Genomic DNA, 26,017 nt, shown 5'->3' on the forward strand with positions numbered 1-26,017 from the left:
ACATCGCGCGCGGCGACGCAGCCGATCGGCTCGCTTTCCCATTTGCGGGATGCTGGAAAAAAGAGCGAGCCTTCAGGCTCGCTTCTTTTCATGACATGCGTCGGCGCGGTCAGCGTCTGCGGCGCTTCTGATCCTCAGCGCCGCCGGCGCTCGCGGGCGCCGACGCTCCGGCGCCTTCGGCGTCATTCTCGGAGCCGCCATAGCCGAGCACCTCGACGGTGATGATCGACGGCGCGTCCGAGCCTCCTGCGCCGGCTTGCGGCGTCGCCACGGACTTGGCCGCGGCGCCGGCCGTGCTCGACGCCGCGGTCAGAGCGCCGACATTGGCCGAGGAGGCGCTGGTGGGCAGACCCGAAGCGCTGCCGCCGATGCTGATGTTGGATCCGTTCAGCACCGTCTGCGCGACGATGACGATATTGCCGCTGACCCTGATGCCTGCTGCGCCCGCGTCCACCGTGCCGCGCGGCGCCGACAGCACCGCGTTGGAAAGGCTCGGATCCTGCGTCGGCAGAGTGACGATGGCGCCGATGCCCGCGCCGGTGACGAGGCCCTGCGGATTGACCGCGCAATAGCCGGTCGCGTAATTGCAGACCTTGCTCAGCACCGGATTGGCGACATAGGTCTTCGGACCCGAGCCGGCGTCGATGTCGCCATTGCCGCTGAAGATCTCCACATTGCCGCCCTGCTGCGTCATCACGCGGCTCTGATTCACCAGCACGGTCTGATCCGTGTAGATGCGGATGGAGCCGCCGCGCAGCGTCAGAATGCCTTCCTCGTCCGGAGTCAGCGTGTCGCGGCCCGCCGAGCCGACTCGAATGCCGCCGACCGGGCCGATGATGTTGATGTCGCCGCCCGCCTGGGTCTCGATCAGCGAATAGGGCGTCACCAGGCGGCCGACCGCGGCGGGATCGTCGCGCTCGCTCTTCGGAAACAGAGTGTCGATCACGGCATAGGCGCGCGCGTAGGTTTGATAATAGGGGCTCGACGCATTGCCGTAATCGGTCACGACGCTGGTGAGGAAGGAGAGGAAGGCTTCGTCGACCAGCAGGCGCCGACGCGTCTCGGAGAGGCTCTGGAAGCTGCTCCACGCCGCCTCGCGCGACTGGCCGAGGCTCTTGGCGATGAAGGTGAGGAAGTCGACGCCGCCCGTCCCCGCCGAAGCGGGATCGACATAGAGCTTGATCGCCTGATCATAACGGAAGGAGAGAAGGGCCTCGTCGATCAGGAGATGCTGGCGCGCCGCCGAGAGGCTCTGGAAGCTGGTCCAGGCCGCCTCGCGCGTCTCGCCGAGGCTTGCCGAGATGTAGCTCAGCAAATCGACGCCGCTCGTCGCCGCCGATGCGGGATCGACATAGAGACGGGTCGCCTTGTCATAGTCGACCCCGCTGGCGACGCCATAGAGCACGAAGATGCTCGCTCCCTTGTCCGGGAGATAGCTGTGCAGCGTCGGCACGACGCCGTCCGCCAGAGCTCCCCCCGAGCCATTGCCGATCGTGTAGATCGAGAACACGCTGTCCGCGGAGGCGTTCAGCGGCCTGCGGATGTTGCGCCCCGCCTGCATCAGCAGCGCGCCGGGGCCATAGAGATGATAGGCGCCGCCGATGTCGCGGCCGGCGACGACGCTCGTCACATCCGTGTCGGTGAAATTGACGCCCGTGAAGGTGAAGTTGTCGGAGCCGATATCGCGGCCGACGCGAAGCTGCGTGGGCCGATCCACCGACAACGAGCCGTCGAGATCGACGCCGGCGCTGACGAGGACCGGCGCGCTCGTCGTCCACGCCGTCGGCGCGAGCGTGTAGGACGACAGGCCGAGCGGATTGACATAATTGGCTTCGTTGGTCGCCGATCCGACCACTGCGGCGGTCGGCGCGTCGAGCGTCAGATCGACATTGATCGAGCCAGCGGCGGCGAGCGTGAGGCTCGCCGAGTCGTGGCCGGCGTTGTCGGTCGGATAAGCGAGCATCATGCGCGCGTCTCCGGAGCCGATCGTCACATCGCCCTGCAACGCAGCGACCGAAAGGCTCGGAGGCAGTAGGGAAGAAGACGCGACGACGGTCGAGCTGTCCGGAAGCGTGTTGTCGACCGAAAGCGTCAACGCGTCGACATTGCCGGCGACGCTGACCAGCGAGAGGCCCGCGCGCGCGCCATAGCTCGTGAAGCTGCTGCCCCAAAGCAGATTGTCCGCGCCGTCGAAGCCGGGCAGCAGCGCGTTCGGCGTGAGGCTCTGAACGTAGGTGAGGAGATCGGGATCGGATTGCCGCGTCGTCGTCGGATCGAGCAGCGTTCCGAGCGTGAGATCGCCCTTGGCGACGACGGAAATATAACCCTCCTGCACGGCGAGCAGCAGCGGACGGCTGGTCGCGCTCTCGTCGCCGACGATCGGATTGTCGGTCGTCGCCTGCACGGAGCCGCCGATCTCGATGCGGCCCGCGCCGCGTCCGACGAGAAAGGCGCTGGAGTTCAGATCGCCGCCCGCCTGCACGAGCAGATTGCCGCCGCCGTAAGTGATCGCATGAGCGGGATCGGCGGCGGTGAATCCGCCGGCGACCAGCATCGTCTGCGGCAGAGAAGCGGAGACGTCGATGATGTCGCGGCCGGCGCGCAGCGTGATGTCGCCGCCGCCGAGCGCGCCGAATTGCTGGAAGAAGGTCGCGTAATTGACATAGGCCGCCGTCTGGCAGGCGGTCGCGGCGCCGGCGCAACCGGAGAAGGGCGTGCCGTCGCCGTCCGAATTGCCATAATGGATGAACCAGTCCCCCCAGCTCTCGCTCTCCAGCGCCGAGGCTACCCCGATGATCGATCCGCCGGCGTTCACGACGACCGAGCCGCCGCCCGTCCCCCAGGCGGGCGTGGACAGAAGTCCGGTAGGATTGGCGAGATAGGCGTTCGTCAGAGAGGGCGCGACATAATCGGCCGGGGTCGTCGCCGCAACGCCGGCGGTGTAGACGGCGCCCTGCACGACCGTTTCGACGAATTGCACATTGCCCGCGGCGGTGAGCGTGATCGATCCCGTTCCCGTGCGCACCAGCGTCGGAATATGAATCGTCGTGCTCGTCTCAGCGTCCGCGCTATAGACATAGCTCGTATGCCCGTCGATGACGACGCTGGCCGTCGGCGTCGTCGGATCGACGGTCTGCGTGAGCGAAACGACCGCGTTCGGATCGACCGATGCCTTGTTGCCGGAGAGGAAGCTCGCGCCGGCGACGAAATCATAAGAGAAGCTGTTCCCGAAGCTCGCCGGCATCAGGCTCGCCGCCGAGGTCGTGTTGGTCACCGCGACATTGCCGACGCTGTAGATCGCCGGATTATTGGCGATGAGATCGGCCGGATGCGCGGGATTGGGCGCGGTGGAGGATACATAACCCGGCTGCAGCGTCGTATAGGCCGGCGGCGCGTAGGGCGGCGTGACGGCGATGGCGGTGAGCACGCCATTCGCCGTATCGGCGCCAGCCGCGCTCGCGAGCGTCGGATTCCCGAGCAGCTCCACCAATGTGGACTGCGAGCTGTTGACGAGGTTGAGATTGATCACGCTGTAGAAATAAGCCGCCCATTGCGTCGCGTAATCGGCGGCGGAGGTCGTCGCGGAGCCATTCTCGGCGAATTGAATCGCGCCCAATCCATCGCTGATGTTGTAATAGGCCGAGGAGGTCGTCGGCGCGGTCGGCAGCGCCAGCGTCGACGGATCGATCGCGACGCTGCCGAACACGGCGGAGACGATCGCCGAATAATCGGCGTAGGAGACGATGTTGCCACCGGTCACGCCGGAAATGTCGCTGTTGCTCGCATTGACGTCGATGCCGTGCTTGTCGAGCCCGGTGATCTCGGTCTCATAGGCGCGGAACAGATCGAGATATTTAGCGTAATATTGATTGTACTGATCCACGACCTGCGCCGATCCGGCGACAACGGTCGGCGCGCGCAGCTCGAATTGCAGCCCGTCGAACACATTCTGCGGCAGGTTGAAATAATCCGCGCTCGCAGCCGAGGAATCGGCGGGGCCGGTGAGGCCGAAATCCGCCCAGGAGGCGACCGCGGCGACGAGATCATTGAGGCCGCTCGCCGAATAGCGCAGCACGCCGTTGGAGAACATGGTCAGATAGGTCTGATAGAGACCCGACGCGAGCTCCGCATTATAGAGCGTCGCCGCATCGGTCGCCTCGGAGCCGCCGACGTCATAGCGCACATAGAAGCCGTCGGTGATCGTCGCATTCACATCGATATTGTTGACGGCGCGCAGCACCAGCGTCCCCGGCTCGCCGCCATTGGTGGTGCGGTAGAGCAGATTGAACGCGCCATTGGAGGCGAGCGAGCCGGCGCCGAAATTCCAATTGCTGGCGACGGTGATGTCGCCATGATTGATGTCGGCGCTCGGATTATAGAGATCGATCTCCGGCCGCACGTGCAGAGCGCTGCGCACATTGGCGCCGAAGCGCGCCTCGACCGCCGCATTCGCCCCGCCGAACGGATCATTGACGAAGCCGAGCAGCGTCTGCTGATAGAAGGTCACATGATCGGCGTTGACGGCGCCGCTCGGCGTGAAGATGCCGGTCGTCTCGTCGGTCGTTCCGGCGATGCGCGTTCCATTGGCGTTGAACCAGCCGGCCGGATCGATCACGCCGTCGAAATGTCGCCCGCCGCCCGCGGTCGTCGGATCGGTCGTGCTCCACACGGCGAAGGCGTTCAGATCGACGCCGCTCGCGCCGATGACGCTGTCCGAGGCGTTCTCATAGAAGCTGACATTGACGTCGCGGGCGCCATTCGCGCCGACGACCACCGGTGCGCGCAGCGACACGGTTCCGCCCGTTCCGCCCTCTCCCGCGCTCACATCGATCGTCGCGCCGGAAGCGACGAGGATGCGGCCCGAGCCTGCGAGCGTCACGCGCTCGCTGCCGTCCGCATTCAGCGTGACGCCGTCCCAATATCCGGTCACGCCGAGCGTGATGCTGCCGCCATTGCGATTGAGATCGGCCTCGCCATTGGCGTAGCCGGGGTCGTCGGCCGAGGGCGCCGCATAGCGGGCGAGCAGCCGCGCGCCGGCGTTGATGGTGACGCCGCCCGTCGTCACGCCGGCGGAGTCCGTCACGCCAGCGCCATAGAGCGCGATGACGCCGCCCGTCGGCCCGCTCGCGTCGATCGCGCCATTGACGATGACGCTGCCGCTATTGGCGACCAGCCGCACCTCGGTGGAATTGAGCGTCACACCCTCCGGCACGATGAGATCGCCGTGACCGACCGCGGTCTCGAAGCGACGCGTGAAGCCGTTCCAGGGCAGATCGCCGACGATATGGCCCGTGCTCAGAACGAAGGTTCCGCCCGAATCCTTGAATTGCGCCGAGGCGTCGAAGACGCCGTTCAAGGTCGTCACGCCGTCGCCGCCCGTGGCGATATAGACGCCGCCCGCATAGCCATTGCCGGATGCCGAGACGTCGATCTTCGCTCCCGTGGCGATCGTCACATCGCCCTGCTGCGCGATGATGCGCACCGTTCCGCCGGGCGTGTCCTGCGTCACGTCGCCGAGCGTGATGCGCGTGCCGGCGGCGTCGGCCAGCGCGCCGTCGGCGAGCGTCACATCGCCCGTGGTCGCCGTCAGCGACAAGGTTCCGCCGAGCGCGGTCAGCACGCCGGCGCTCGTGATGCTCGCCGCTGTCAGCGACAGGCTGCCGCCGATCTCTGTCGGCGCCACCGCCGCCGCCGCGCCGGTCGAGCGGATCGTCAAGGCGCCGCTCGCGATCAGCGACTGCGCGCTTCCCGCCATTGCGATGACATTGGGCGAGGACAAGGCGACATCGGCGCGGCCGGACCCGTTGATCGCCGTCAGCGAGCCGGTCCCGGCGAAGCGAATGTCCTGGTCCGCCGCGAGGTCGATCCGGCTGAAGCCATTCGCCGTCATCGCGCCGGCGGCGCGCGTGATCGTCTGCGTCGCATCGAGCGTCAGCAGGCCATTTCGTCCCGAGAGGCCATTGGCGGCGGTCGCGGCGCCGCTGGTGTTGGTCAGGACGATATTGGTGGCGAAGAGGCTGGTGCTCCCGCCTTCGCCATAGAGCCCGCCGCCGTCGAGGCTGAACTCGCCGATGGGATGCGCGGCGTCACCGATCGACAATCCCGCAGCGTCGTGGAAATTAATGGCCGAAGCGCTACGGAGCCGCACCGAATCCGCGCCGGCGAAATTGGCGACAATAGCACTGCTCAGCACCAGCCCGCCGGAAGAACCGTCGCCGCCGAAGTCGATGATCTTCGCGGAGAGATCGAAGGCTTTCGCGGTGAGTGCGACTTGATCGCCGAGACGATTGGAGCCGCTCGAATCGAGAGTGAGCGCATTGGCCGCGATGCGGACATTGTCCGCGAGGACGATGGCGCCGTTCTGCTCCGTCGCGTTGCTGCGCGTGATCGCGACCATCGAGCCCGTGGAGACGCGCAGCAGCGAGCCGTCGCCGGCGACGACAATGTCGCGGTCGCCGCTCGCGGCCGTTCCGACGGCGGCGATGGAGGAGGCGCGGTCGACGACGATGCCGGCGCCGCCTCCGGTCGTGACGACCAGCAGCTCGGGAGCGGTCAAGCCATGCGCTGCGCTCGTGTCGATCTCGACATCGGTCGCAACGCTGGTCACGACGAGGCGCCCCGCGGAATCGACGCTCGACGAGCCGCCGATGAGCACGGTCGTCGCGCCGACACGGCTGATCTCATCGGCGTCGATGGTGAGATAGCCGGCTCGGCCCTGCGGCGCGGTCTTATCCGAGGCCAGCACGAGAATCTTCGCGGCGCTGATCGCCAATTGTCCGCCGACGCCTGCGACGTCCGAGGCCAGCGGGCTGACGCCGGCGCTGAAGTCGAACTCGCCGCCGATCGACAATTCGCTGCGCGCGGCGAATGTCAGCGCGCCGCCGTCCACCGGCAGAGCGGGAACGGCCGTTCCCGCGGTCAATGCGAGCTCTTGGATGTAGCGCGCGCCCGAGGTGATGTCGATCTGCGAATAGCGCGACCAGGTCGACTGCGCCTGCAGCTGGAACACCACATTCTGCGACGAGCGCGCGCCGGTGATGAGATTGGCGAGCTGGCCGGTCATATAGATCGAGCCGTCCATCGTCGTCTGGCTCCACGACGCGGCGCTGCCGGAGGACGAGGAGGCGAGAGTGACGCGATAGGCGCCCGGCAGGGTCGCATACATGCCCGGCATCAGCGTGTAATAGCCCGCCGCCACGCCATTGCCGCCCGAAATGTAGATCGCGCCGCCCGCCGTCGCGTTCAGCAGGCTCGAGTCGAACACGGCGCCGCCGTCCGACCCCGTCACAGGCGAATAAGCGAAGGTCGGATCATAGGCGGCGACACGGGACGACGAGGTCGGAACCAGCGCATAGACATTGGAGCCGGCGAGCACATTCCGGCTGCCGCCGACACCCGCCACGAACTCGCTGGCGTAGAAGTCGCCGCCGCCGGAGAGATCGAGCCGCGCGCCCGCGCGCGTCGCCACGCTCTCGCCATTGAGCGTGATCGCGCGCGTCGGGCTCGAAGTGAGGCGGTAGCCTTCGTAATCAGTGCTATAATCCGTGGCTCCGACAAACCACCTCTCGCCGTCGACCGTGTAGCCATAGGGCACGACCAATCCCGCTCCCGACACCGATGTCAGGCTGCCGGCGCCGAGCGTCACGCTCTGCGTGCTCGTCGCGTCGCCGAGCACGATCTGGCCGAAAGGCGCCCAGAGCGTGCCGTTCTGGACGATGTTGCGCGCGTCGAGAATGATCGCGCCGCCGGCCGATAGAGGCGCGCTCGCCACGCCGTTCTGCTCGACGGTGATCTTGCCCGACGCCCGCAGGGTGAAGCTCGTCCCGCTCGTCGGATAGATCTCCGCCGCCCGCAGCGTGAGATCGCCCACGACCGAAAGCGCGCCGGCGTATGAATTGCTCGGCAAGGAGACATTGGAGCCGATCAATCGGATCGCGTCGGCGCTCGTCAGCGAGACTGAGCCGAAATTGCGGAAGGCGACCTGCGTGCCTCCATCGCGCTCGGTCGTGTCCGGCGTGCCGATGTCGATCCATTGCGCCGAGACATCGAAACTGCTGCGCCCGGTCGTCGCGTTCAGCGGAATGACGTCGGACTCACGCAGCCAGACATAGCCGGCGTCGATTTCGACTTTCGCCGGCGCGTCGCCGCTGCGAATGAGCGAGGTCAGCGTTCCGCCGAGCAGAAGCGAGCCGCGTGTCGCGATCGACATAGAGCCGACGAACGAAACGTCCGGCAAGGAGATGGAATCGAAGCCGCTGTCATTGAGCGTGTCGACGCCGATGACGAAATTCTCTTCCGTCGCATAACGGCTGATGACGACGCCGACCACGCCGGCCTGCTCGATGATCGTCGGAGCGGTCACGACCAGCGAGCCATTGCTCGCGAGCGCCGCGCCGCCGCGCGCGCTCACCGTTCCGGCGAACGAGCCCGGCCCGTCGATCGTCAGAGAGCCGCCGTCGCTCCAGATCGTCTGCGTGACGAGCCCCGCGAACGGCGAGCCGGAGGGAATTTCGACGCTGGTCGAGGTTCCGTCGAGCAGCAGCCGCGCGCCCCGCTTCACATCGATGGCGCGCTCGGAGAAGATGTCGATCGATCCGCCGTCGAGCGCGACGCCGGTGCGATAGGCGATCTGCGTCGGATCGCGAACGAAGACCCCGCTCACATCGAGCACGGCGTCGGCGCCGACGGTCACCTCCAGGCGATCGGTCCCGCTGACATTGCTCCGCTCGGAGCGAAGGTCGATCTCGCCTCCGGGCGCCGTGATCGAGCCGAGCACGGTGACCGAGCCGCCGAGCGATTCGAGCTTGACAGACGCCTGCGCATTGAGGCCCGCCTCGGCGACGATGAGCGCCCCGGCGTCGAGCCGCACGCCGGCCGTCGCGCTCGGCCCCGATTCGTCGTAGACATAGGCGACGTGCTGAAGCGCGAAGCTCACCGGATTGCGCAAGCCGTCGGGCGCGAGGCCAATCGTCGCCACCTCGCGCAGATCGGCGCCCGTCGGCAGCGACGTCAGCGCATCCGTCGTCAGATAATTCGTCTGCCGCAGCGCGACCGTCGTTCCCGCTGTCACCGTCGCGCTTCCATAGACGCTGGTCAGCGAATAATCGGAGAAGCCGTTGTCGGCGAAGAAGCGCGCCGGCAGCACCACCTCGCCCGAGCGCGCGCCCGATGTATAGGAGGTGATCGCATTCGTCTCGCCGTCGACGGTGACGGTCGGCGCTTGCAGCGTGAAGGTTCCACCCACGCCGAGCCCTTCGGAACGGATCGTTCCGCCGAAGACGATGGTGGCGGCGTTCGGCAGATTGCCGCCGGTCGGATGCTCGTTATAGACATCCGCCTGCGGATTGAGCGCGACCCAGCCGCCGACATAGGTCTGCAGCGAGAGATTGCCGCCGCGGCCGAGCGGCAAACTATCCGCGCCGAACGCCAGCCGTCCGTTGGCGCCGACATAGCCGCCGCTCGACACATCGATGACGCTGCCCGACGAGAGAATAATGCTCTGCGTCGCGTCTAAAATCTGACTGTCGTCGTTCGCGTCGAGGCGATAATTCGAAGCGACCGTGCTGATGCTGACCGAGCCGCCGTTCACGAAGGCCGAGCCCTGCAGAGAATCGCCGACGGCGCCCGCGTCATTGACCCAGAGCCCGCGCACATTCAGCACAGCATTCGAGCCGATGACCAGCGGCGGCGGCGCGGAAGTGGCGCTGGCGCCGTTGTAGCTGCCGGTCAGCGTGATGCTGCCCGCCGCGGCGTTGATCACGCCGTCGATGGTCTGCACGCCGGCGAGATCGACCGCGCCGCCCGCCGCGACGGTCAGCGTCGCGCCTCGCGCCATGTTCACGACCGGGCGAATGTCGCCGGAGCCATTGATCGTGATCGAGCCGAAGCCCGTCTCCGAGAGGCGATCGGTGAGCAGCGCCACCGTCGACGGCGCGGAATAATCCCCGCCATAAGAATAACCGGCGAGCCCGTAAGGATCGTCGCCGGCCTGCGCGCTCGTCTCCAGCAGATAATCGCCGCCGCCGGTGATGGTCAGCGACGCGCCCGCCGGCAATTGCTCGAGCGAGGTCTGCTGCGTCGCGCCGCCGCCGATGGCGTTGCTGCGCTGGCGCAGGCCCGCAACCGTGCGAGCGATGATGGTTCCGTCGAGGATCGGAACAGCGGAAATCGACAGCGAACCGGCGCTGGCGCCGGCGATATAGCCGTCTTCGTAATGCGGGTGGTTGAGCAGCGGATTGATGAAGGTCTCGCTGACGCCCCAGCGCGAATGGGCGACGGTGAAGCCGCCCGCCGCCGCGACGCCGACATAGCGGATCGCCGGATCGGCGGCGCCGATGTCGTAGAAGCGCCCGTCCGCTCCGACGAGCCGCGTCGTGTTGATCGCGCCGCCGGTATAGCTGACATAGCCGCCCGACAAATCGACGATGGAGCCGCGCTGCTGGATGAAGGTCACCCCGGAGACATTCAGCGAGCCGCCGACGGTCAACACCTCCTCGATGGATTTCGGAATGAGGGTCGCATAGCCCGAGGCGTCGACGACCGGCGAGCCGACCCAGCTCACCCCATCGGCGCGCGTGCCGGAGAGGCGCGTGTCGATCGTCACCGTCGTGCCGACGAGCGCCGCCGCCAGCGGAGAATCGGCGACATCGTTCTGCGTCACGACGAAGGTGACGAGATAGTTGGAGATCGGAACCTGCACATCGGCGAGGCCGGAGACGTCGATGGTCGCGCCGGATTCGAGCAGCACCGGCGAGTTCGAGCCGTGAATGGCGACCGCCGCGCCCGGAGCCCGCAGCAGCGACCCCGATTGGAAATCGACGCCGTCGCCGCTGATGTCGATGTGCGGCTGCAGGCTGCTGGCGTAATAATCGGCGGTGGCGGTTCCGGCGGGCACCGTGCCGCTGTCCTCGTCGGGCAGAATGGCGGTGACGCTGTTCGCGCCGAAGACGACATCGCCGGACGCCGACATGGTGATCGAGCCCGGACGCGTCACGCTGGTGGTCGCCGCGAGCACCCCCTCCTGCTCGATGCGCTCGCCGTACACGGTGACGGCGCCGCTGGGCGCGAGCAGCAGGCCGTCATTGGTTACGACGCCGGCGCCGCTGAGCGAAGGCGGCGAGAAGGTCGAGTTGCTGGGATTTTGGCCCGCGGAAAAATCCTGATTGACCACGATCGCCGTATGCACGCCCGTCGCCGTCGACTGCGGCTCGCTGAGCAGCACCGAGCCTTGCGCCGCGAGAATGATCTGCCCGTTCTTGGTGGTGATGGCGCCGGAGTTGGACACGCTCGTGCCGAGCAGCGCGACGAAGCCGCCGTCGCCCGTCGAATTGACCGAGGTCTCGAGCGCTGCGCCGCTCTCGACGACGATGGCGCCGCCGCCGGGTCTCTGCGCCGCCGTGACGCCGTCCATCGTTCCCATCGAGAAGCGCGTCGAATTGCCGACCGTCACGCCGAGCAGCGTCGCGATCGGAAACAGACCCTGCCCCGTCTCGCTGCCGACGAAATTGCTGTTCGCGGCGGCTTCGTTGGGCGGCGCGAAAGCGGTGACGGCGCCGAGCCCTTCGATATCGAAGGTCATCTTGTTGTAGGCGGCGTTGCCGTTGAAAACGCTCGCCGCCGCCGTGCCGTCGATGTCGAGCGACGAGGCGATCAGCGAATGCACGTCGATCTGCGATCCGGCGCCGAAGATGATGCCGTTGGGATTGATCAGCAGCACCGTGCCGTCGGCCTTGATCTGGCCGAGAATGCGGCTCGGCGCTCCAGTGGCGTCGATGCGGTTGAGCGCCACCCAATCTGCGTGACCCTGCTGGTCGTAGATGACGGTCGTATTGGCCGAGACGTTGTAATAGAGCCAGGTCATGACCGCTTGCGCGGCGTTCTGCTTGATCGTGACCTCGGTCTTGCCGTTGCTGACGCTCTGCGTCGGCAGATCGGCGTTGATCCAATAGCTGGAATTGAGCGTCGCGCGCGGATCGCGGACGAGGCCGGGCAGCACGCCGCCGCCGCCGAGGCCGAGACCATCGGCGATCGCCGGCTGCGTCGTCGCGCCCGCCGCCGCTGCGCGCGCCGCCGCTTGCGCGGCCTGCATCGCCTGAATGGCCTGCGTCGCGCGCGTCATCGTACTCTGGCTCTGACGCGCGATGGCCGCCGCCTGCTGCGCGGCGGCGGTCGTCGCATCGATCGCCACGGTGGGCGCCGCCGTCGCGCCGGCGCCCTGTCCGAGCGGACGCGCCGCCGCGACATCGAACCCGCGCATGACCATCACGGCCAGCGCCATCGCGCTCGCCCCCGCGAGCAGACGTCCACGCGACAATGGCGCGAAGCGGAACTGGCCGAAAGCCGCCGGGCGATGAGCGTCGTGGCGGTGAGCGCGCAATGTCATGATGCGAGGGTCCGTGCTGTCGAAATCTTATCGAGGGGCCGGCGCGGCCGCCGGCGCGCGCAAGCCTTCGCGCAAATAGACGACGAGGTCTTGGACGAGACGGTCCCACACCTCGATCTGCGCGCGCAGATGCGCGCGCGTCACGCCGCCGACCGCCGAGACGTCCATGCAGAGAGCGACGAAGGCGCCGCCGCTCTGGAGCCGCGCGAAACGCCGCGCGACGTTCCAGCCGTTGATCAGCTCCGCCGGCGCTTCGCCGCCGATCTGCAGCACGCAGACGAGGGCAATGTCGACGAAGCGCGCCTCGCCTTCGCCCGCGAGGCGGCTGCCCGGCCGGATGTCGAAGGAAAGGCCGCTCGTGGCCGAGCGGAGATAGGGGACGGCGGCGACCGGATCGGTCGCCGTCTCGACGCGATAGCCCGCCTGCTGCACCAACTCGCGCAGCTCGTCGAGGGTCAGAGAAGCAATGGTCATGTCCGACATGAGCGGCCCTTATTTGCGCGCTGCGTCGAGAATGTTCGACAGCGCGATCTCATTGACGACGGGCGGGTTGCGCTTGACGAGCTCGGCGACATAGGCGCGGCGCAGCAGGCCGGCGCGCTCCACGCGCATCTGCTGCGCGAGCTGCTCACGCGCTTCTGCGAGCGGACGCGTGGTCGACGCCTTGGTGTCGATGAGCTTGACGAAATGCCAGCCGTCGTCGAGCTGAATCGGCTCCGACACGGCGCCTTTGACGAGGCCCATCACGCGCGTGCGAATTTCGGGACGGATCTGGCCTTCGGCCAGCCAGCCGAGCTCGCCGCCGTCCTTGGCCTCGCTCTGCGCCTTCGCGACAGCGGCGAAATCCGCGCCCGATTTCAGCTTGCGTTGGATGTCCTCGAGAGTCTTCTTCGCTTTGTCCTCGGTCGCGCGGTCGGCGTCCTTCGGCGACTGAACGAAGATATGGCCGAGCTGGAATTGACGCGGAACCACGAAGGAGCTGCGATTGGCGTCATAGGCCTTCTGCAGCTCCTCCTCGCTCGGATAGTCGGCGGGCGGGACCGAGACCGATTGCAGATAGCTCTCGACGAGCGCACGCTCGCGCAGCTGCTCGAGCTGCGCCGCCACCTTGGGCTGCTGATCCCATTTCTTGGCGAGCGCCTCCTGCAGCACGACGCGCTCATTGAGCATCGCCCGCACGGCTTGTGAGAGCAGGCCCGGCTCCTTGGCGATGGCCGCCTGCTCGCGCGCGCCGAGCGCCTCCACATAGGCGCGCAGCTGGCTCGTGGTGATGTCGGTCGCACCGACATGCGCCACCACGTCGTCGCTCGTCTTGGCGCTCGCCGCCGGCGCCGGAGCTTGCGGCTTGATCGCCGAAACCTGCGGCGCAGGCTTCGGTCTTTGCGCGGTCGAAGGGAGAATCTGCGCCATCGCGCCCGCTGGAGCCGCAACGACCGCTCCGATCGCGAGCACGCGAAGCGCTGCGGACAGGATCGCGGAATTTTTCGTCACAATGCTCATGGCGCCACCTTCTGATCGAGGATCTTGTCGTTGTAGTCTTGCAGCAAATTCTGGATCTCGACGCGGCGCACGCCGGTGAGCGGCTCGCTCGCCATGGCGAGATCGGCGAAATTCGCCGATTCATAATGCTGCAACAGCTCGCGGCCGATCTTGCCGAGCTCCGCGTTCTTGGTCTTGCACACCTTCAGGCTGGCCTTGAAGCTCGCCGCCTGCGCCTCGAATTTCGCACGCTCCGCATCCTTCGCGCGCGCGACGTCCGCTGCCTCCTCATAGGCGACCTTCCATTTCTCCAGAGTCTGGTCGCGATCGGCGAGGCGCTGATTGAACTCTTCGATCGCCTCGCGATGCGCCTTCTCGGCGGCCTTGACCTCCCCCTTGGCGGTCTTGATCTGCCCTTCGAGACGCGCGCGCGCGCTCTCGGCTTCCGTGAGCTTCGCCTGCAATGCGGCGCGCTGATCCTCGAGCGCGCGCTGCTGCATGATCGCGCCGCGCAAGGCGTCGCGCAGGCGGTCCCCGTCCGAGTCGGCGCCCGCCGCGGGAAGCAACGACAGAATCGAGAATGACAGAGCGAGAGCGAACGTTCCGACACGCATGATCAGAACTTCCCGTTGAGATCGAGATGCAGGACATCGACGGCGTACCGCGAACCGGCGATATTGTCGGCGCTCATCCAGCGCATGGTAAGCCAGACATTCTCGCCGACGCCGAGATTGCCGCCGACGAAATAGCCTTTCAGATTCGTGCCGCCGAGCCCGAAGCTGTTGTCCACGAAAGCGTCCACCATCGCGTCCGACTGCAGATATCTGTAGCCGGCGAGAACGTTCCACTCCCACAAATGCCGGATTTCCTTGCGTCCGACGGTAACGCTCGCGAGATAGCCCATGTTGCCGGCGCCGTATCGCCCGATCGTCCCATCGCTCGTCGACTGGAAATTATTGACGGCGAGACTTTGCAGCAACGCGCTGCGGCTGAAGGCCGTGTTGACGATATATTCGCCGTCGAGGATCACATGGATCGGATCGAAGGACGCGATATCGAACTGGCCGCCGACGACCACTGGGCGGAATTGCTGCAGCAGTCCAAAATACTGAAATTGATTGGCCGTGCCGTAGTTATTCGATGAATCGGCGATGATCGAGCGCAGCGGCATATAAGAATTGCCGCGCTGTGCGAATCCCGGACGCGTCATATCGGTGTCGCACACATCCGATGCGCTCGAGACGACGCAGGCGCTCGACACTTTTCCCTGCACATTGTTGAAGTCGTAATAAGTTGCGGCGAGTTTGAACGAATATTCGGGGTCGATCTTCCCAGCAATGCCGAGCTGCGCCCCGTACAGCCATTTGTCATGGCTCGGAAGCGAAGTGGGCGGACCCTGATCATAAGAGGGAAGATTGATGCCGGCGTTGAGATCTGTGTTGAAGAGCGGAAAGGCGCCGCCGGACGCGAAGGCCGTGACGCCCTCCGCGACTTCATAGTGGCCCTTCGCCGCAAATCCGTCGAAGCCAATGTCCGAATACCAGACGAGATCGCTCGGCGACCAGAACGGATTGTCCATTCGCCCGGCGGTGATCGAGAAGCCGTCGACCGGCTGGTATTTGAAAAAGGCACGATCGATCCACAGCGAATATTTCACGAAATTTCCGCCATTGTAGCCGAAAGTCTGGTTCTGCGACACGGGAGAATTATTTTCGCCGCCAGCGAAGCGCATGCCGACCGTGAAGCCGTCGCTGAGATCGGCTTCCATGCCGAGCCGGGCGCGGAAGCGAAACTGATTGCGATTTTGCGACACGTCGACCGTGGGCCAATAATATGCGTTGCTCTGACTTACGTCATAGGGCGATCCGGTGTTGATAGCATTGAAATTGACCGCGTTGACCTGATCGTTTCCGCTCGGATAATAAATGCCGCGGTAGCGAATGCGCATGTCGCCATAGAAGCGGATGCGCGTCGCCCATTCCGGGAAGACGCCGGGAGACGCCCAATTCTCCTTTTGCGCCTGCGCCATCACTTCCTTCTTGATGTCATCGCGCAATTGCCGCTTCACGATCTCGGGCACATAGGTCACATGCTTGACGCCGGGCGGCGAGGCGGCGGCGCTGGCGGCGACAGCGGCCTTGGCGGCGTCGCCGGCCTTGGCCGTCGCATCCTTGGTGGCCTGGCGCTGCACATAGGCCTCCTTCTCGGCCTGATCGATCAGCGAGCGCGCCTGCTCCTCGGTGAGCACGCCCTGCTTCACCAGAAGATTGACCAGATTGATCGTCGCATTGGGCGAGATCGCTCGCGCCTTCGTGACTTTCGGCCGCTTCGACTCGGGTGATTTGCCGATATCCACCGCATCCGCCGCATCGCCCGCGCCCTGCGCGAAGGATGGAGTCGCGCAGATCAGAGCGGTGAGTGACGCGGCGAGCAGCGTTCCGCGGCGCGCTCCAAATTTTATCTCGAACATCGAACTCCCCAACCCATTCGAGCCGTTACGGCTTGTCGTCAATGTCTCGTCCGAGCCGTCAGCTCGGACGCTCCTCCGTGATGCGAAGAATGATCGGCATCGGCATTCCTTTCGGCGGCGGTTCGCGCAGCGTCAGATTGCTGAACACCTCGTTGCGCAGCGCGGCATCGAGCTCCGGATCGCCGGTCGAGCCGGCGAGCTGCACGCGAGTGACGCGTCCCGTTTGATCCACCCACACCCGGATGTTGCGGCGCATCTTGGCCTTGCGCGTCTTCTTGTTCTGCTCGAGCGCGCTGCCCAGCTGCGACCGCACAATGGAGACGTACCAGCCCCATCCGCCGCCGCCCCCGCCGCCCCCGCCGAATCCGGTCCCGCCGGGCTTGCCGCCGAGGCCGAAGGCGTCGCCCGGCCCCTGCCCTTTCGCATCGAGCGACAGCGGGCCCGGCGGCTCGTCGGCCTTGGCGTCCTTCACCGGATCGGCCTTGGGCTCCTCGATCGGCTTCTGCTCCTGAAATTCCGGCGGCTGCTCCTCGAGCTTCGTTTCCTCGATCAACTTCTGATCGGGCGGCGGCGGAGGCGGAGGGGGCGGAGGCGGCGGCAGTGCGATGACCGTGAGCTCGCGCACCTGCCGCGCCGGCGGCTGATCGTCGTGGCGCGTCAGCGCCACGACGACTCCGCCGATCATCAGCGTGAGCGCGCCGACCGTGATCGCCATCCGGTAGCGCTCGAGCCAACCGCGGCGCCGCGGCCCGCGCGGCGCGGGCGCGCGCGGGCGTTGAAATTTCCAATCGATCGGCAACTTCATGACGGCGTTCCTGCACTGCGCCGGCGGCGCCTCATTTCACCAACGGCTTGGTGGCGAGCCCGACCTGCGCGAGGCCGATGCGCGACAGAAGATCGAGCACATTGATGACACTTTGATATTGAGCCTGCGCGTCGCCGCGCAGAACAATGGGAAAATCCGGCGTCAGCGCCTTTTGCTGAATGAGCCGCTGCTCGAGCTCGGGCAGAGTGACCGGGATCGTGTCCAGGAAGATTTTGCCGTCGGCGCCGACGGTGATCGCCTTCGTCGTCTGCGTCGCGAGGCTCGGCGCCGCCGAGGCCTTGGGCAAATTGACCTTCTGCCCCTGCACCGTCGCCGTGGTCATGATGATGAAGATCACCAGCAGCACATAAGCGAGATCGAGCATCGGGGTGATGTTGATGTCGTCATACGGCTTGCCGTCGTCCTGCGCCTTCATCGGCCTTACTCCCCTGCCGCCGGCCGCTCGGCGACGTCGCCGCGACGCTCGGAATAGGCTTCGGCCATCTTCGTCACGAACTCGTCGACGAAGACGTGAATCTCGCTGGTCAGATCCTTGATGCGGGAGATGAGATAATTGTAGCCGAACAGCGCGGGAATCGCGACGGCGAGGCCGGCGACCGTCGCCACCAGCGCCGCGGCGATGCCCGGCGCGATGGCGTTCACATTGACGTCGCCGCTCGCCGCGATGGCGGCGAAGGTGATCATGACGCCGACCACCGTGCCGAGCAGGCCGAGGAACGGCCCGCCGGAAATGGCGATGGTCAGCACCACCATCATGCGGTTGAGCTGCTGCGTCTCCTTGACGACGCCGCTGTCGAGCGCGGCACGAATGGCCGCGATCGACGCGCCCGACAGCGCGGTCGGTCGGCCGCCAGCGGCGGCGAAGCGATGTGATATCTCCGAGGCGCCGATGTGATAGATGCGATAGAGCGCCGAGACGCGCATCATTTCCGCCTCGCTCTCGCCGACGCGACCGCCGATCGAAGCGATATCCTCCGCATCGCCGTGATCGAGCGACGTCAGATCGGTCGCCATATCGCGAAAGCTCTTGATGAACTGCTCATTGGCCTTGGACTGGCGATTCACATAGGAGGTGCGGTCGATCATCACCATCCAGCTGACCGCCGCCATGATCATCAGCAGGCCGATCACGATCCAGCCGTCGAGCGTGACCGAGCGCAGGATGATCGCCAGATAGCCGGACGACCAGCCCGCCGCCTCTTCATCGACGCTGAAGGAGACGAGCTTGCTCGGGTCGGAGCCCTGGCTGATCGCCGCGAATTTGACGAAGCCGGCCGAGCGCGCGGCCTTGGCCATCTGCAGCTCATCGATGTCGCCGACGAAACCGGGCGTCGCGGCGTCGGTCTCGGGGCCGAGCGTAGCGGCGCTCTGCAGCGCCGGCAGAACCGCGTCGAGCTTCGCATAGAGGGCGCCATCGAGATAGAGCGTCACATGGCCGGCGTCAGCGACGACGGCGATATGGCGCCAGGAGTTGGCGACCACCGGCGCGCCCGCGGCGCTGCGGCTGACCGCGCCCGCATTGGCCACCTCGACGAAAGGCGCGCCATTGTCGAGGCCGACGATGAACGCGTCGGCGCCGTCGCGGCGGCTGTAGAGAATGGCGTTGGGCGTCTGCGCCGCCGGCTTCGCCCAGAGCGACAGGCTGAAGGCGGAAGCGGCGGGAACGGCCATCGTCGGCGTGGACGGAAGCGCGACAGCCGCATGGCCGTCGAGCCTCACGCCGGAGCCGATGATGGCGCCGTCGGCGCTTTGCCCGGCGGCAGTCGCATTATGCCCCCACACGGTCGAATCCATCGCCGGCGTCCCGCGCTCGGCGAAGTGATAGGTGAGCAGAGCGTCGGGATCGTAAGTGCCCTTGGCGTCCGGCGCCGCGACGGCTTTCTTATTGCCGTAATAGAGCCAGATGTCGGTCTTGCCGCCCGCCTGCACATTGGCGCCGACCCACACCAGCGCCTCGCCGAGCAACGAGTCGAATTTCTCGATGTGATATTTGAGCGGCGTCTTGTCGTCGCCGGCGACGAAGCGAATGTCGCTGCCGTCCTCCTTCGCCGATGAGAAGCGGAAATTGCCCATATGCAAACGCACCAGCACCGGCGCGGCGCCGATCGGATCGGTGATATTGGCGCCGGTGGCGCTGGCGTCGATGGTGATCTTCTTGCGCATCTCCCATTCGTCGTTCCACCAGGCCATGGCGGAGGACGAGCACAAGGCCAGCATCGCCAGCGGCAGAAGCATCCGCGTCGCGAGGCGCGCGAGATGGGAGCGGAGCGCTACGAGGCGCGGTTCGGTTCGCATCATCATCAGAATTCACCCCAGACTCGGAAATTGAGGCGCGGCTCTCTCGCCTGCGTGTAGGTTTGGCGGACCATCGGCGTCGAATAGACGAACATGCCGCTCACATGATCGAGCAGCTTGACCCGCGCTCCGAAGCCGTAGCTCCACGGATTGAAATGCGCCTGCTGCTCCGCGAGCGGAGACAGAATTTCGGCGACGCCCTTGTCGACGAAACCGAACAAGCGCCAATCGTTGAAAACCGTGATCGGCGGCTCGCCCTCGGGCGCTCCGCGTTTGACCGTGTCCTGCAGCATCTCGCCGACGTCGGGACTGCGCAGCTCGAAGCTGCCGACCGCGCCATTGTCGCCCAGAACCTCGGATTCGAGATAGCCTCTGACGCTGTCGAGACCCCCGACGCTGATCTGCTCGCTCGACACCAGCGGACCGTCGGCGATCTGGCCGACGAAGCGCGCATAGGCCTGAAAGCCCTCCGGAAGCTCCTGCAGATGCGAGACGTCGAGATTGAAATGGGCGAAGCGTCCGCTCGCCCGGAAGCGCTTGTTGTCGAAAGCCGTCCGATCACTGCTCGGCGCCCGCATGTTCAAGGTGACCGAGGCGCTGAGCTGAGTGGTGAAGCTTTCTGTCTGATAGGCGCCGCCATAGGTGACGACGAGCGGATAATAAGTGATCGGCGACGAGGTGACGTCGGTTCCGAGCCGCACGACCTGACCATAATGCTTATAGTCGAGTCCCGCGGATACCGAGTGGTACAAATTCTCGACCGATGGCAGCGACATGATGGCGCGTGCGCCGATCGTCTGGCCGGGACCGACAACATTCACGCCGCCGACGGTCGCCACATCGCTCCGCGAAGAGAGGCCGTAGGCGAGCACGGACAGCCATTCGACATCCGGAATGCGCGCGAGATAGGAGCCGGAGAAGACTTCCGCATCCTTGGACCGCTCGGGCGCGACTTGATAGGTGAAGCTCAGCGAATGGCCGAGCTGCCACAGATTGTCATAACGAACGGTGCCGACCGTGCGCAGCGCCGATGTGTTGGGCGAGCGCCGGTTGTTGAGCTCGATATTCGCATGGACCGGCAGCTTATCCTCGACGGTGAGGTCGACGTCCACTGTGCCCGGCGTGACGCCGGCGCGCAGCGAGGGCGTCACGCGGCGGTCGGGCCATTGATTGAGCGCGACGATGTCCTTCGTCACTTTGCCGAAATCGGGGACGGTCCCCTCCTTCAGCGAGGAGGCTCGCGCTTTGATCTGGTCTACGTCGAAATAGCGCGCGTTCTTGACGCGAAGCCGGCCGACCTTCAGCTCCGCGACCTTGAGGATGACGACGCCGCCCTTCACGCTCTGCTGAGGCACGGAGACGCCGACGGTCTGAAAGCCTCTGTCGTGATAGGCCTTCTCCAGCGCGGCGCGGGCCTTCTCGACATCATCCGAGGTTCGGCCGGGACCGAGGAACGGATAGATCGCCTCCTCGACATCGACCTGCGTCAGCCGATCGGCGCCCTCGACGGCGAAATCGTCGATGTCGAAGCGCGCCGGCGGAGCTGGCTTGCTCGCCGCCTCCTTGGCGGCGGCGGCGGCGTTGCCCGCGGCGGGGGAAGATTTGCCCGCATCATCGGACGCGGCGGCGCGCCTCTGCGCTTCGCCCTCCCCCGTTTTCGCGGCGCTCGTCGACCACGCCGGCGACGCCGCCGCCGTCAAAGCCCCGAAAGCCACGAAAACGGCGATGGCGGAACGATCGAAATCGCCCCGGAGCCGCAAGCATCTGCGGGCTCCCGCCTCACCCTTGGACAGAACCATCCTGCCTCTCACGCCACAGCGAAACGTCGCTTCGGGGCCTCCCGGAGCGACGAAAAACAAACGTCCTCTCTCTGAAGACGACGGAGCCCGAGCCGACCCGAAAAAAAAATCGTCGGGAATCCGAAAAAACTTTCGGGTCCGAGACAGGGGCGTCGAAGGTGGGAAAGGGAGCGACAACGACCCGGGGGTCAGCGCCTCGGACGATGACCAAAGGAGATCAGCGCGCCGCGCCAGCTCCTCCGAGGCGCGGCCGCCGCACGCGCCTTGTCGGCGTGCGCCTCCTCGGCGAGCTCCCGCGCCGCGGCGCGAATGCGTCGCCACAGGCGCGCCGCATCGCGGAACGCCTCTTCATGAAGCGGGCTCGCTTCGCGCCAGCGCTGCAGCGCCTCGAGATCGGCGTCGGTCGCCTCGCCCGACTTCAGTCGCACGATCCAGCTCAGCGCTTCGTCGAGGAGATGGCGAGGCTCACCGGAGAGCGCCGGCTCTCCGCGAGGCTCCAAGATCGGGCGAGCATCTGAAAAATCGCGATTTTCCCGCCCGATGTCCATTCGCGTCCCGGATGCGCCGTCGTGACGATCGTCTTCCCGCTCCGCCGGCGCACGGCGAAACGCCCGAAAAAAAGCCGGCGGCGAAGCCGAAGACGTCGCGGCCGATCCTTCACATGGTTAGACGATCGGCGGCTTTCTATCCCGAAAGACGATTTTGGAGAATTTCCATTCGTGGAGCGTCAGGCCCGCGGCCGCGGCCCGCCGAGACGCGCCACCGGCTTGCGGCTGAGACTGTCGGCGCAATGCGTCAAGGCGTGCTTCAGATCGGTCTCGACGGTGCGCGTCGTCACCTGCAGGCTGGTCGCCACCTCCTGCGCCGTCCGGCCCTCGATGGCGATCCGCTGCAGCACCTCTCGGCGCCGGGGCGGCAGCTGCGCCATCGCGCGCTTGAACGCCTCGATCTCGGAGCGCGCCTCGGCGACCCGCGACGGGTCCGGCGATTCGTCGCAAAGGTCGAGCAGCACGTCCACGGACGCCGCGCTCAGGCGGCGCAGCCCGGCCTTCTTGTGGTCCTTGGCGATGTTGATCGCCGTGCAGAAGATATAGTCCTTGGGGCTGCGCACCGGGGTCGCATCATTGACCCGGTCGAGACGCAGAAACGCCTCGTGCAGCGCCTCATGCGCGAAATCCGACGAGCCCAGTCGCCTCGTCAGCTGCTTGACCAGCTCGTCATAGCTCTGCACGAGCTGGCTGCACAAACGCGCGCGGTTGGTTTCGATCACGTCACACCCGCCCCGAGCCGCCGGTCCTCCAGACGCCGGAGGCTCGGGCTAACTACCGAGGCTGCGCTACAGATTTGTGACGCTCACGCCGACGCCGCCTTTAGCTCGCCGCCGTCGGCCATCATCCCGCCCTCGCCGGGCCATAATCGCCGCGCCCGACGGCGGCGTCGCCATAGAGCTAACAAGTTGCTCATACGCTTGTTTTGTCGGGAGGAGGCGACGGCGCGGCGCGTGACCGCGCCCAAGGAGTCATCGCGCTGTCATATATTCCACGTGATATCCCGCGGTCGCGGCAGCGGCGCCTCGCGGCCATTTTCGCCCCGCGGCCAGGACGAGCGCGCGGCCTCCTGGCGTTCCCGCGATGCGCGGATGCGAGCCGCCGCGGCGGCGGACGAACAGGAAAGAGGAGCATGGGCGAGAAACCCGAGATCACAGTGGGGACCGACAGCCCCGCCATTTCTCTGCAGCGGACATTCGACGCGCCGCCGTCGCGCGTATTCGAGGCGTTCACACGCGCCGAGGGCGTCGAGCGCTGGTTCCGGCCGAGCGGCCTCCGCCTCCTCGAATGCGAGATCGATTTGCGCGTCGGCGGCAGCTGGCGCGTCGCGCTGCGCGGGCCGCAGGGCGAGACGCATCGCCTCGGCGGCGAATATCGCGAGATCGACCCGCCGCGCCGGCTCGTGCAGACGCTGCGCTCCGACGACGCGCCGCAGATCGAAGCGGTGGAGACCCTCGTCTTCACCGAAGTCGACGGCAAGACGCGGCTGACCAGCGCCGTGGACCATATGTCCATGGAGGGCCGCGACCGCCACATCGCCTCCGGTCTGGAGAAGCGCGCGGCGCAATTGCTCGATCGGCTCGATGAGCATCTCCAATTCGGCTCCGCGGCGGCGGAAACCGAATCGGATCCGCCTTTCGCCGCGCCGGCCGACCGCAAGCCCGCGCGAATCGGCCCAATCGCGGCGGCGCTCGCCGCTCTCGTGGCGCTCGTCGGCGCCGGCGCCTATTGGACCTCGCATCGGGAGCCGAGCGGTGGCGCCGCAGCGCCCGCGTCCGCGGCGCGGAAGGTGAGCGCTTCGGGCTCGCTCGTCGCCGTCGGCGCGGTTCCCTTGCGCGCCGGACTCGCCGGCGCGATCGAGCTGGTCGATTGCGAGGTTGGCGGCGAGGTCGCGGTCGGCACAGTGTGCGCGACTATCGACGAGCGCGACCATGAGGCCGCACGCGACCGCGCCGAAACAGCGCTCGCCGCCGCGCAGGAGCGGCTCCAGAGCGAAAGATCGCGCGTCGAGCTGGCGACGGATGCGGTGGAACGCGAGAAGCGCGCGGGCAAGCGCCGGGCCGGCGCGCGCGCTGCGGACAAGGCGCAGGCGGCGCTCGCCGACGCGCAACGGCGAGAGGCGCAGGCCGAGACAGCGTTCAACGAAGCGCAGGCGGCGTTCGCATCGGCGATCGAGACGGTGACGAAGTCGCGTATCCTGTCGTCGATCGACGGCGCGGTGGTCTCGCGCAACGCCGAGGTCGGCGCGAAGGTCGCCGAGGCCGACGAACTGTTCGTCGTCGCCCCCGCGCCCCTGGCGCTGCAGATCGAGGCCCATGCGGCGGATGCGAGCGCGGTCCATGTCGGCGACAAGGCGAGCTTCACAGTGGACGCGCTCGGCGACCGCGCCTTCACCGGAACCGTCGCCAAGCTCGGCGAGGCCGATCTCGTCGTCATCGACGCCGCCGATCCGGACCATGCGCTGAAACCCGGCATGACCGCCAATGTCGAGATCGAGACCGGCGCGCGGCCTCAATAGCCGCGCGCGGCGCCCGCCGGCGAGCGCGGATCATTGACGCCGGCGATCACGCCGCCTTCGACGGCGATCGCCTCGCAGGCGCCGAAGGGCGCGTGATCCTCGATGCTGTGGCCCATCTCCTCGAGCCGTCGCCGCGTCTCCTGTGTGAGCGCGCCCGGCTCGGCGAGAACCACATCGGGCAGCCATTGGTGGTGAATGCGCGGCGCCGACACCGCCCGCTCGAGGCTCATGTGATGATCGACGACGTTCAGCAATGTCTGCAGCGTCACCGAGATGATGCGCGGACCATTGGGGCTGCCGAGCACGAGCGCGACCTTGCCGCCCTTCGTCACAATGGTCGGCGACATGGAGGAGAGCGGCCGCTTGCCCGGCGCGATCGCATTGGCGCCGCCCTGCACCAGACCGAAGCCGTTGGATGCGCCCGGCCGCGCGGAAAAATCATCCATCTCGTCATTGAGCAGCACGCCCGTCTCCGGCGCCATGACCTGCGCGCCGAACACGCCGTTGAGCGTGTAGGTCACGGCGACGGCGGAGCCCTCCTCGTCGAGGATGGAGTAATGCGTGGTCTCCATCCGCTCGCGCAGCTCAGCGCCGCGCCCGAGATCCGCGGAGCGCGTCGCATGCTCGGGCGATATTTTCGCTCGTATGTCGGCGGCATAGGGTTTGGAGGTCAGCCGCTCGACCGGATTGCGCATGAAATCCGGATCGCCGAGCAGAAGATTGCGGTCCTTGAATGCATGGCGCTCCGCCTCGATCATGAGATGCAGCGACTGCGGCGTGTGAAAGCCGAGGCCGGCGAGGTCATAGCCCTCGAGAATATTGGCGATCTCGCAGAGCGCGACGCCGCCCGAGCTCGGCGGCGCCGAGGAGAGGATCGCATAGCCGCGATAGGCGCAGCGCACGGGCGCGCGCTCCTCGACGCGATAGCGCATGAAATCGAGGGCGGAAATGACGCCGTTCGCGGCCGCGGCGGCGCGTTCGATCGCCTGCGGAACGCGCCCTTCGTAAAAGGCGCGCGGCCCTCGCGCCGCGATTTCGCGCAGCAGACGCGCGAGATCGCTCTGCACGAGTCGATCGCCCGCCTGCAGAGGCGAGCCGTCGGCGCGAAAGAAAATCCTCGCGGCGGCGGGATCGTCCTTCAGCCGCCGCGCCGCCCGTAATGGTGGCAGATCGCTCTCCTCGAGCGTGAAGCCCTGCTCGGCGAGCATGATCGCCGGCGCGATCAGGCTCTCGCGCGGCAGGCGCCCGTATTTTTCGCGCGCGCTCTCGAGGCCGAGCACGGTTCCCGGAACGCCGACGGCGCGAAAGCCGATGCGGCTCGCGTCCGGAATGACGCCGCCCGAGGCGTCGAGATACATGTCGGCGGACGCCGCCGCCGGCGCGCTCTCACGGAAATCGAGAAAGCGCTCCTCACCATCGGCGCGATGCAGCAGCAGAAATCCGCCGCCGCCGAGATTGCCGCAGCAAGGATGCACGACCGCGAGCGCATAGCCGACGGCCACCGCGGCGTCGATGGCGTTGCCGCCCGCTTTCAGCACCGAGAGCCCGATCTCGCTCGCGAGCCTGTGCTCGGTGACGACCATGCCGCGCCGCCCGGTCGCCACGGGCTCTGCCGCGGCGGCGAAGGCGAGGAAGATAACAACGGCGACGGCGAATAGGCGTTTCATCATTCGGTCCCGTGTGAGCGACGACGTCCGGGT

13 protein-coding genes are annotated in these 26,017 nt (G+C 66.6%); 1 reads left to right on the forward strand and 12 read right to left on the reverse strand.

Going from position 1 to position 26,017, the window contains the following annotated elements:
• Positions 1-109: 109 nt before the first annotated feature.
• The 11 genes from CQW49_RS02345 to CQW49_RS02400 form a co-directional block, all read right to left on the reverse strand.
• Entirely contained in the window at positions 110-12,382 is a 12,273-nt protein-coding gene (locus tag CQW49_RS02345) for a filamentous haemagglutinin family protein (protein ID WP_003609753.1), read from the reverse strand.
• Between the two features lie 27 nt (positions 12,383-12,409).
• A complete protein-coding gene (locus CQW49_RS02350) occupies positions 12,410-12,856 on the reverse strand; it encodes a YbjN domain-containing protein (RefSeq protein ID WP_244441260.1) in 447 nt (148 codons plus the stop codon).
• 18 nt (positions 12,857-12,874) lie between these two features.
• Positions 12,875-13,882 (reverse strand): peptidylprolyl isomerase, encoded by a 1,008-nt coding sequence (locus CQW49_RS02355; protein WP_003609748.1) that lies wholly within the window; start codon positions 13,880-13,882, stop codon positions 12,875-12,877.
• Positions 13,879-14,475 carry a hypothetical protein gene (locus CQW49_RS02360; protein WP_003609745.1) on the reverse strand — a complete coding sequence of 199 codons (597 nt, stop codon included), beginning with the start codon at positions 14,473-14,475 and terminating at the stop codon, positions 13,879-13,881. The genes CQW49_RS02355 and CQW49_RS02360 overlap by 4 nt, the downstream gene beginning before the upstream one ends.
• 2 nt (positions 14,476-14,477) lie before the next feature.
• The gene (locus CQW49_RS02365; RefSeq protein WP_003609744.1) at positions 14,478-16,331 is read right to left on the reverse strand and encodes a putative porin; all 1,854 of its coding nucleotides are present in this window, start codon (positions 16,329-16,331) and stop codon (positions 14,478-14,480) included.
• Between the two features lie 58 nt (positions 16,332-16,389).
• Positions 16,390-17,136, reverse strand: a complete 747-nt coding sequence (locus CQW49_RS24150; RefSeq protein WP_003609742.1) for an energy transducer TonB family protein — start codon at positions 17,134-17,136, stop codon at positions 16,390-16,392.
• Positions 17,137-17,167: 31 nt separating this feature from the next.
• Complete coding sequence (locus tag CQW49_RS02380; RefSeq protein WP_003609740.1) at positions 17,168-17,572, reverse strand: ExbD/TolR family protein; 405 nt, start codon at positions 17,570-17,572, stop codon at positions 17,168-17,170.
• A gap of 5 nt (positions 17,573-17,577) precedes the next feature.
• The gene (locus CQW49_RS02385) at positions 17,578-19,392 is read right to left on the reverse strand and encodes a DUF2341 domain-containing protein (protein ID WP_244441259.1); all 1,815 of its coding nucleotides are present in this window, start codon (positions 19,390-19,392) and stop codon (positions 17,578-17,580) included.
• A 65-nt stretch (positions 19,393-19,457) separates the two neighbouring features.
• Entirely contained in the window at positions 19,458-21,251 is a 1,794-nt protein-coding gene (locus CQW49_RS02390) for a ShlB/FhaC/HecB family hemolysin secretion/activation protein (RefSeq protein WP_003609736.1), read from the reverse strand.
• A gap of 188 nt (positions 21,252-21,439) precedes the next feature.
• Complete coding sequence (locus CQW49_RS02395; RefSeq protein WP_024749345.1) at positions 21,440-21,679, reverse strand: FecR/PupR family sigma factor regulator; 240 nt, start codon at positions 21,677-21,679, stop codon at positions 21,440-21,442.
• Between the two features lie 299 nt (positions 21,680-21,978).
• Positions 21,979-22,521, reverse strand: a complete 543-nt coding sequence (locus CQW49_RS02400; RefSeq protein WP_003609734.1) for an RNA polymerase sigma factor — start codon at positions 22,519-22,521, stop codon at positions 21,979-21,981.
• A 410-nt stretch (positions 22,522-22,931) separates the two neighbouring features.
• On the opposite strand from CQW49_RS02400, the gene CQW49_RS02405 reads away from it, so the two are divergent.
• Positions 22,932-24,317, forward strand: a complete 1,386-nt coding sequence (locus CQW49_RS02405; protein WP_003609733.1) for an SRPBCC domain-containing protein — start codon at positions 22,932-22,934, stop codon at positions 24,315-24,317.
• Here the strand turns inward: CQW49_RS02405 and ggt are convergent.
• Complete coding sequence (gene ggt / locus CQW49_RS02410) at positions 24,311-25,987, reverse strand: gamma-glutamyltransferase (protein ID WP_051418617.1); 1,677 nt, start codon at positions 25,985-25,987, stop codon at positions 24,311-24,313. The two genes, CQW49_RS02405 and ggt, sit on opposite strands and share 7 nt — an antisense overlap.
• Between the last annotated feature and the right edge of the window lie 30 nt (positions 25,988-26,017).

Source organism: Methylosinus trichosporium OB3b (genome assembly GCF_002752655.1).
In the GTDB taxonomy this organism is placed as follows: Bacteria; Pseudomonadota; Alphaproteobacteria; order Rhizobiales; family Beijerinckiaceae; genus Methylosinus; species Methylosinus trichosporium.

Coding starts and splice junctions, on each gene's coding strand:
- CQW49_RS02345 (WP_003609753.1), bottom strand. CDS start 12,382: ATGACATTGCGCGCTCACCGCCACGACGCTCATCGCCCGGCGGCTTTC.
- CQW49_RS02350 (WP_244441260.1), bottom strand. CDS start 12,856: ATGACCATTGCTTCTCTGACCCTCGACGAGCTGCGCGAGTTGGTGCAG.
- CQW49_RS02355 (WP_003609748.1), bottom strand. CDS start 13,882: ATGAGCATTGTGACGAAAAATTCCGCGATCCTGTCCGCAGCGCTTCGC.
- CQW49_RS02360 (WP_003609745.1), bottom strand. CDS start 14,475: ATGCGTGTCGGAACGTTCGCTCTCGCTCTGTCATTCTCGATTCTGTCG.
- CQW49_RS02365 (WP_003609744.1), bottom strand. CDS start 16,331: ATGTTCGAGATAAAATTTGGAGCGCGCCGCGGAACGCTGCTCGCCGCG.
- CQW49_RS24150 (WP_003609742.1), bottom strand. CDS start 17,136: ATGAAGTTGCCGATCGATTGGAAATTTCAACGCCCGCGCGCGCCCGCG.
- CQW49_RS02380 (WP_003609740.1), bottom strand. CDS start 17,572: ATGAAGGCGCAGGACGACGGCAAGCCGTATGACGACATCAACATCACC.
- CQW49_RS02385 (WP_244441259.1), bottom strand. CDS start 19,392: ATGCTTCTGCCGCTGGCGATGCTGGCCTTGTGCTCGTCCTCCGCCATG.
- CQW49_RS02390 (WP_003609736.1), bottom strand. CDS start 21,251: ATGGTTCTGTCCAAGGGTGAGGCGGGAGCCCGCAGATGCTTGCGGCTC.
- CQW49_RS02405 (WP_003609733.1), top strand. CDS start 22,932: ATGGGCGAGAAACCCGAGATCACAGTGGGGACCGACAGCCCCGCCATT.
- ggt (WP_051418617.1), bottom strand. CDS start 25,987: ATGATGAAACGCCTATTCGCCGTCGCCGTTGTTATCTTCCTCGCCTTC.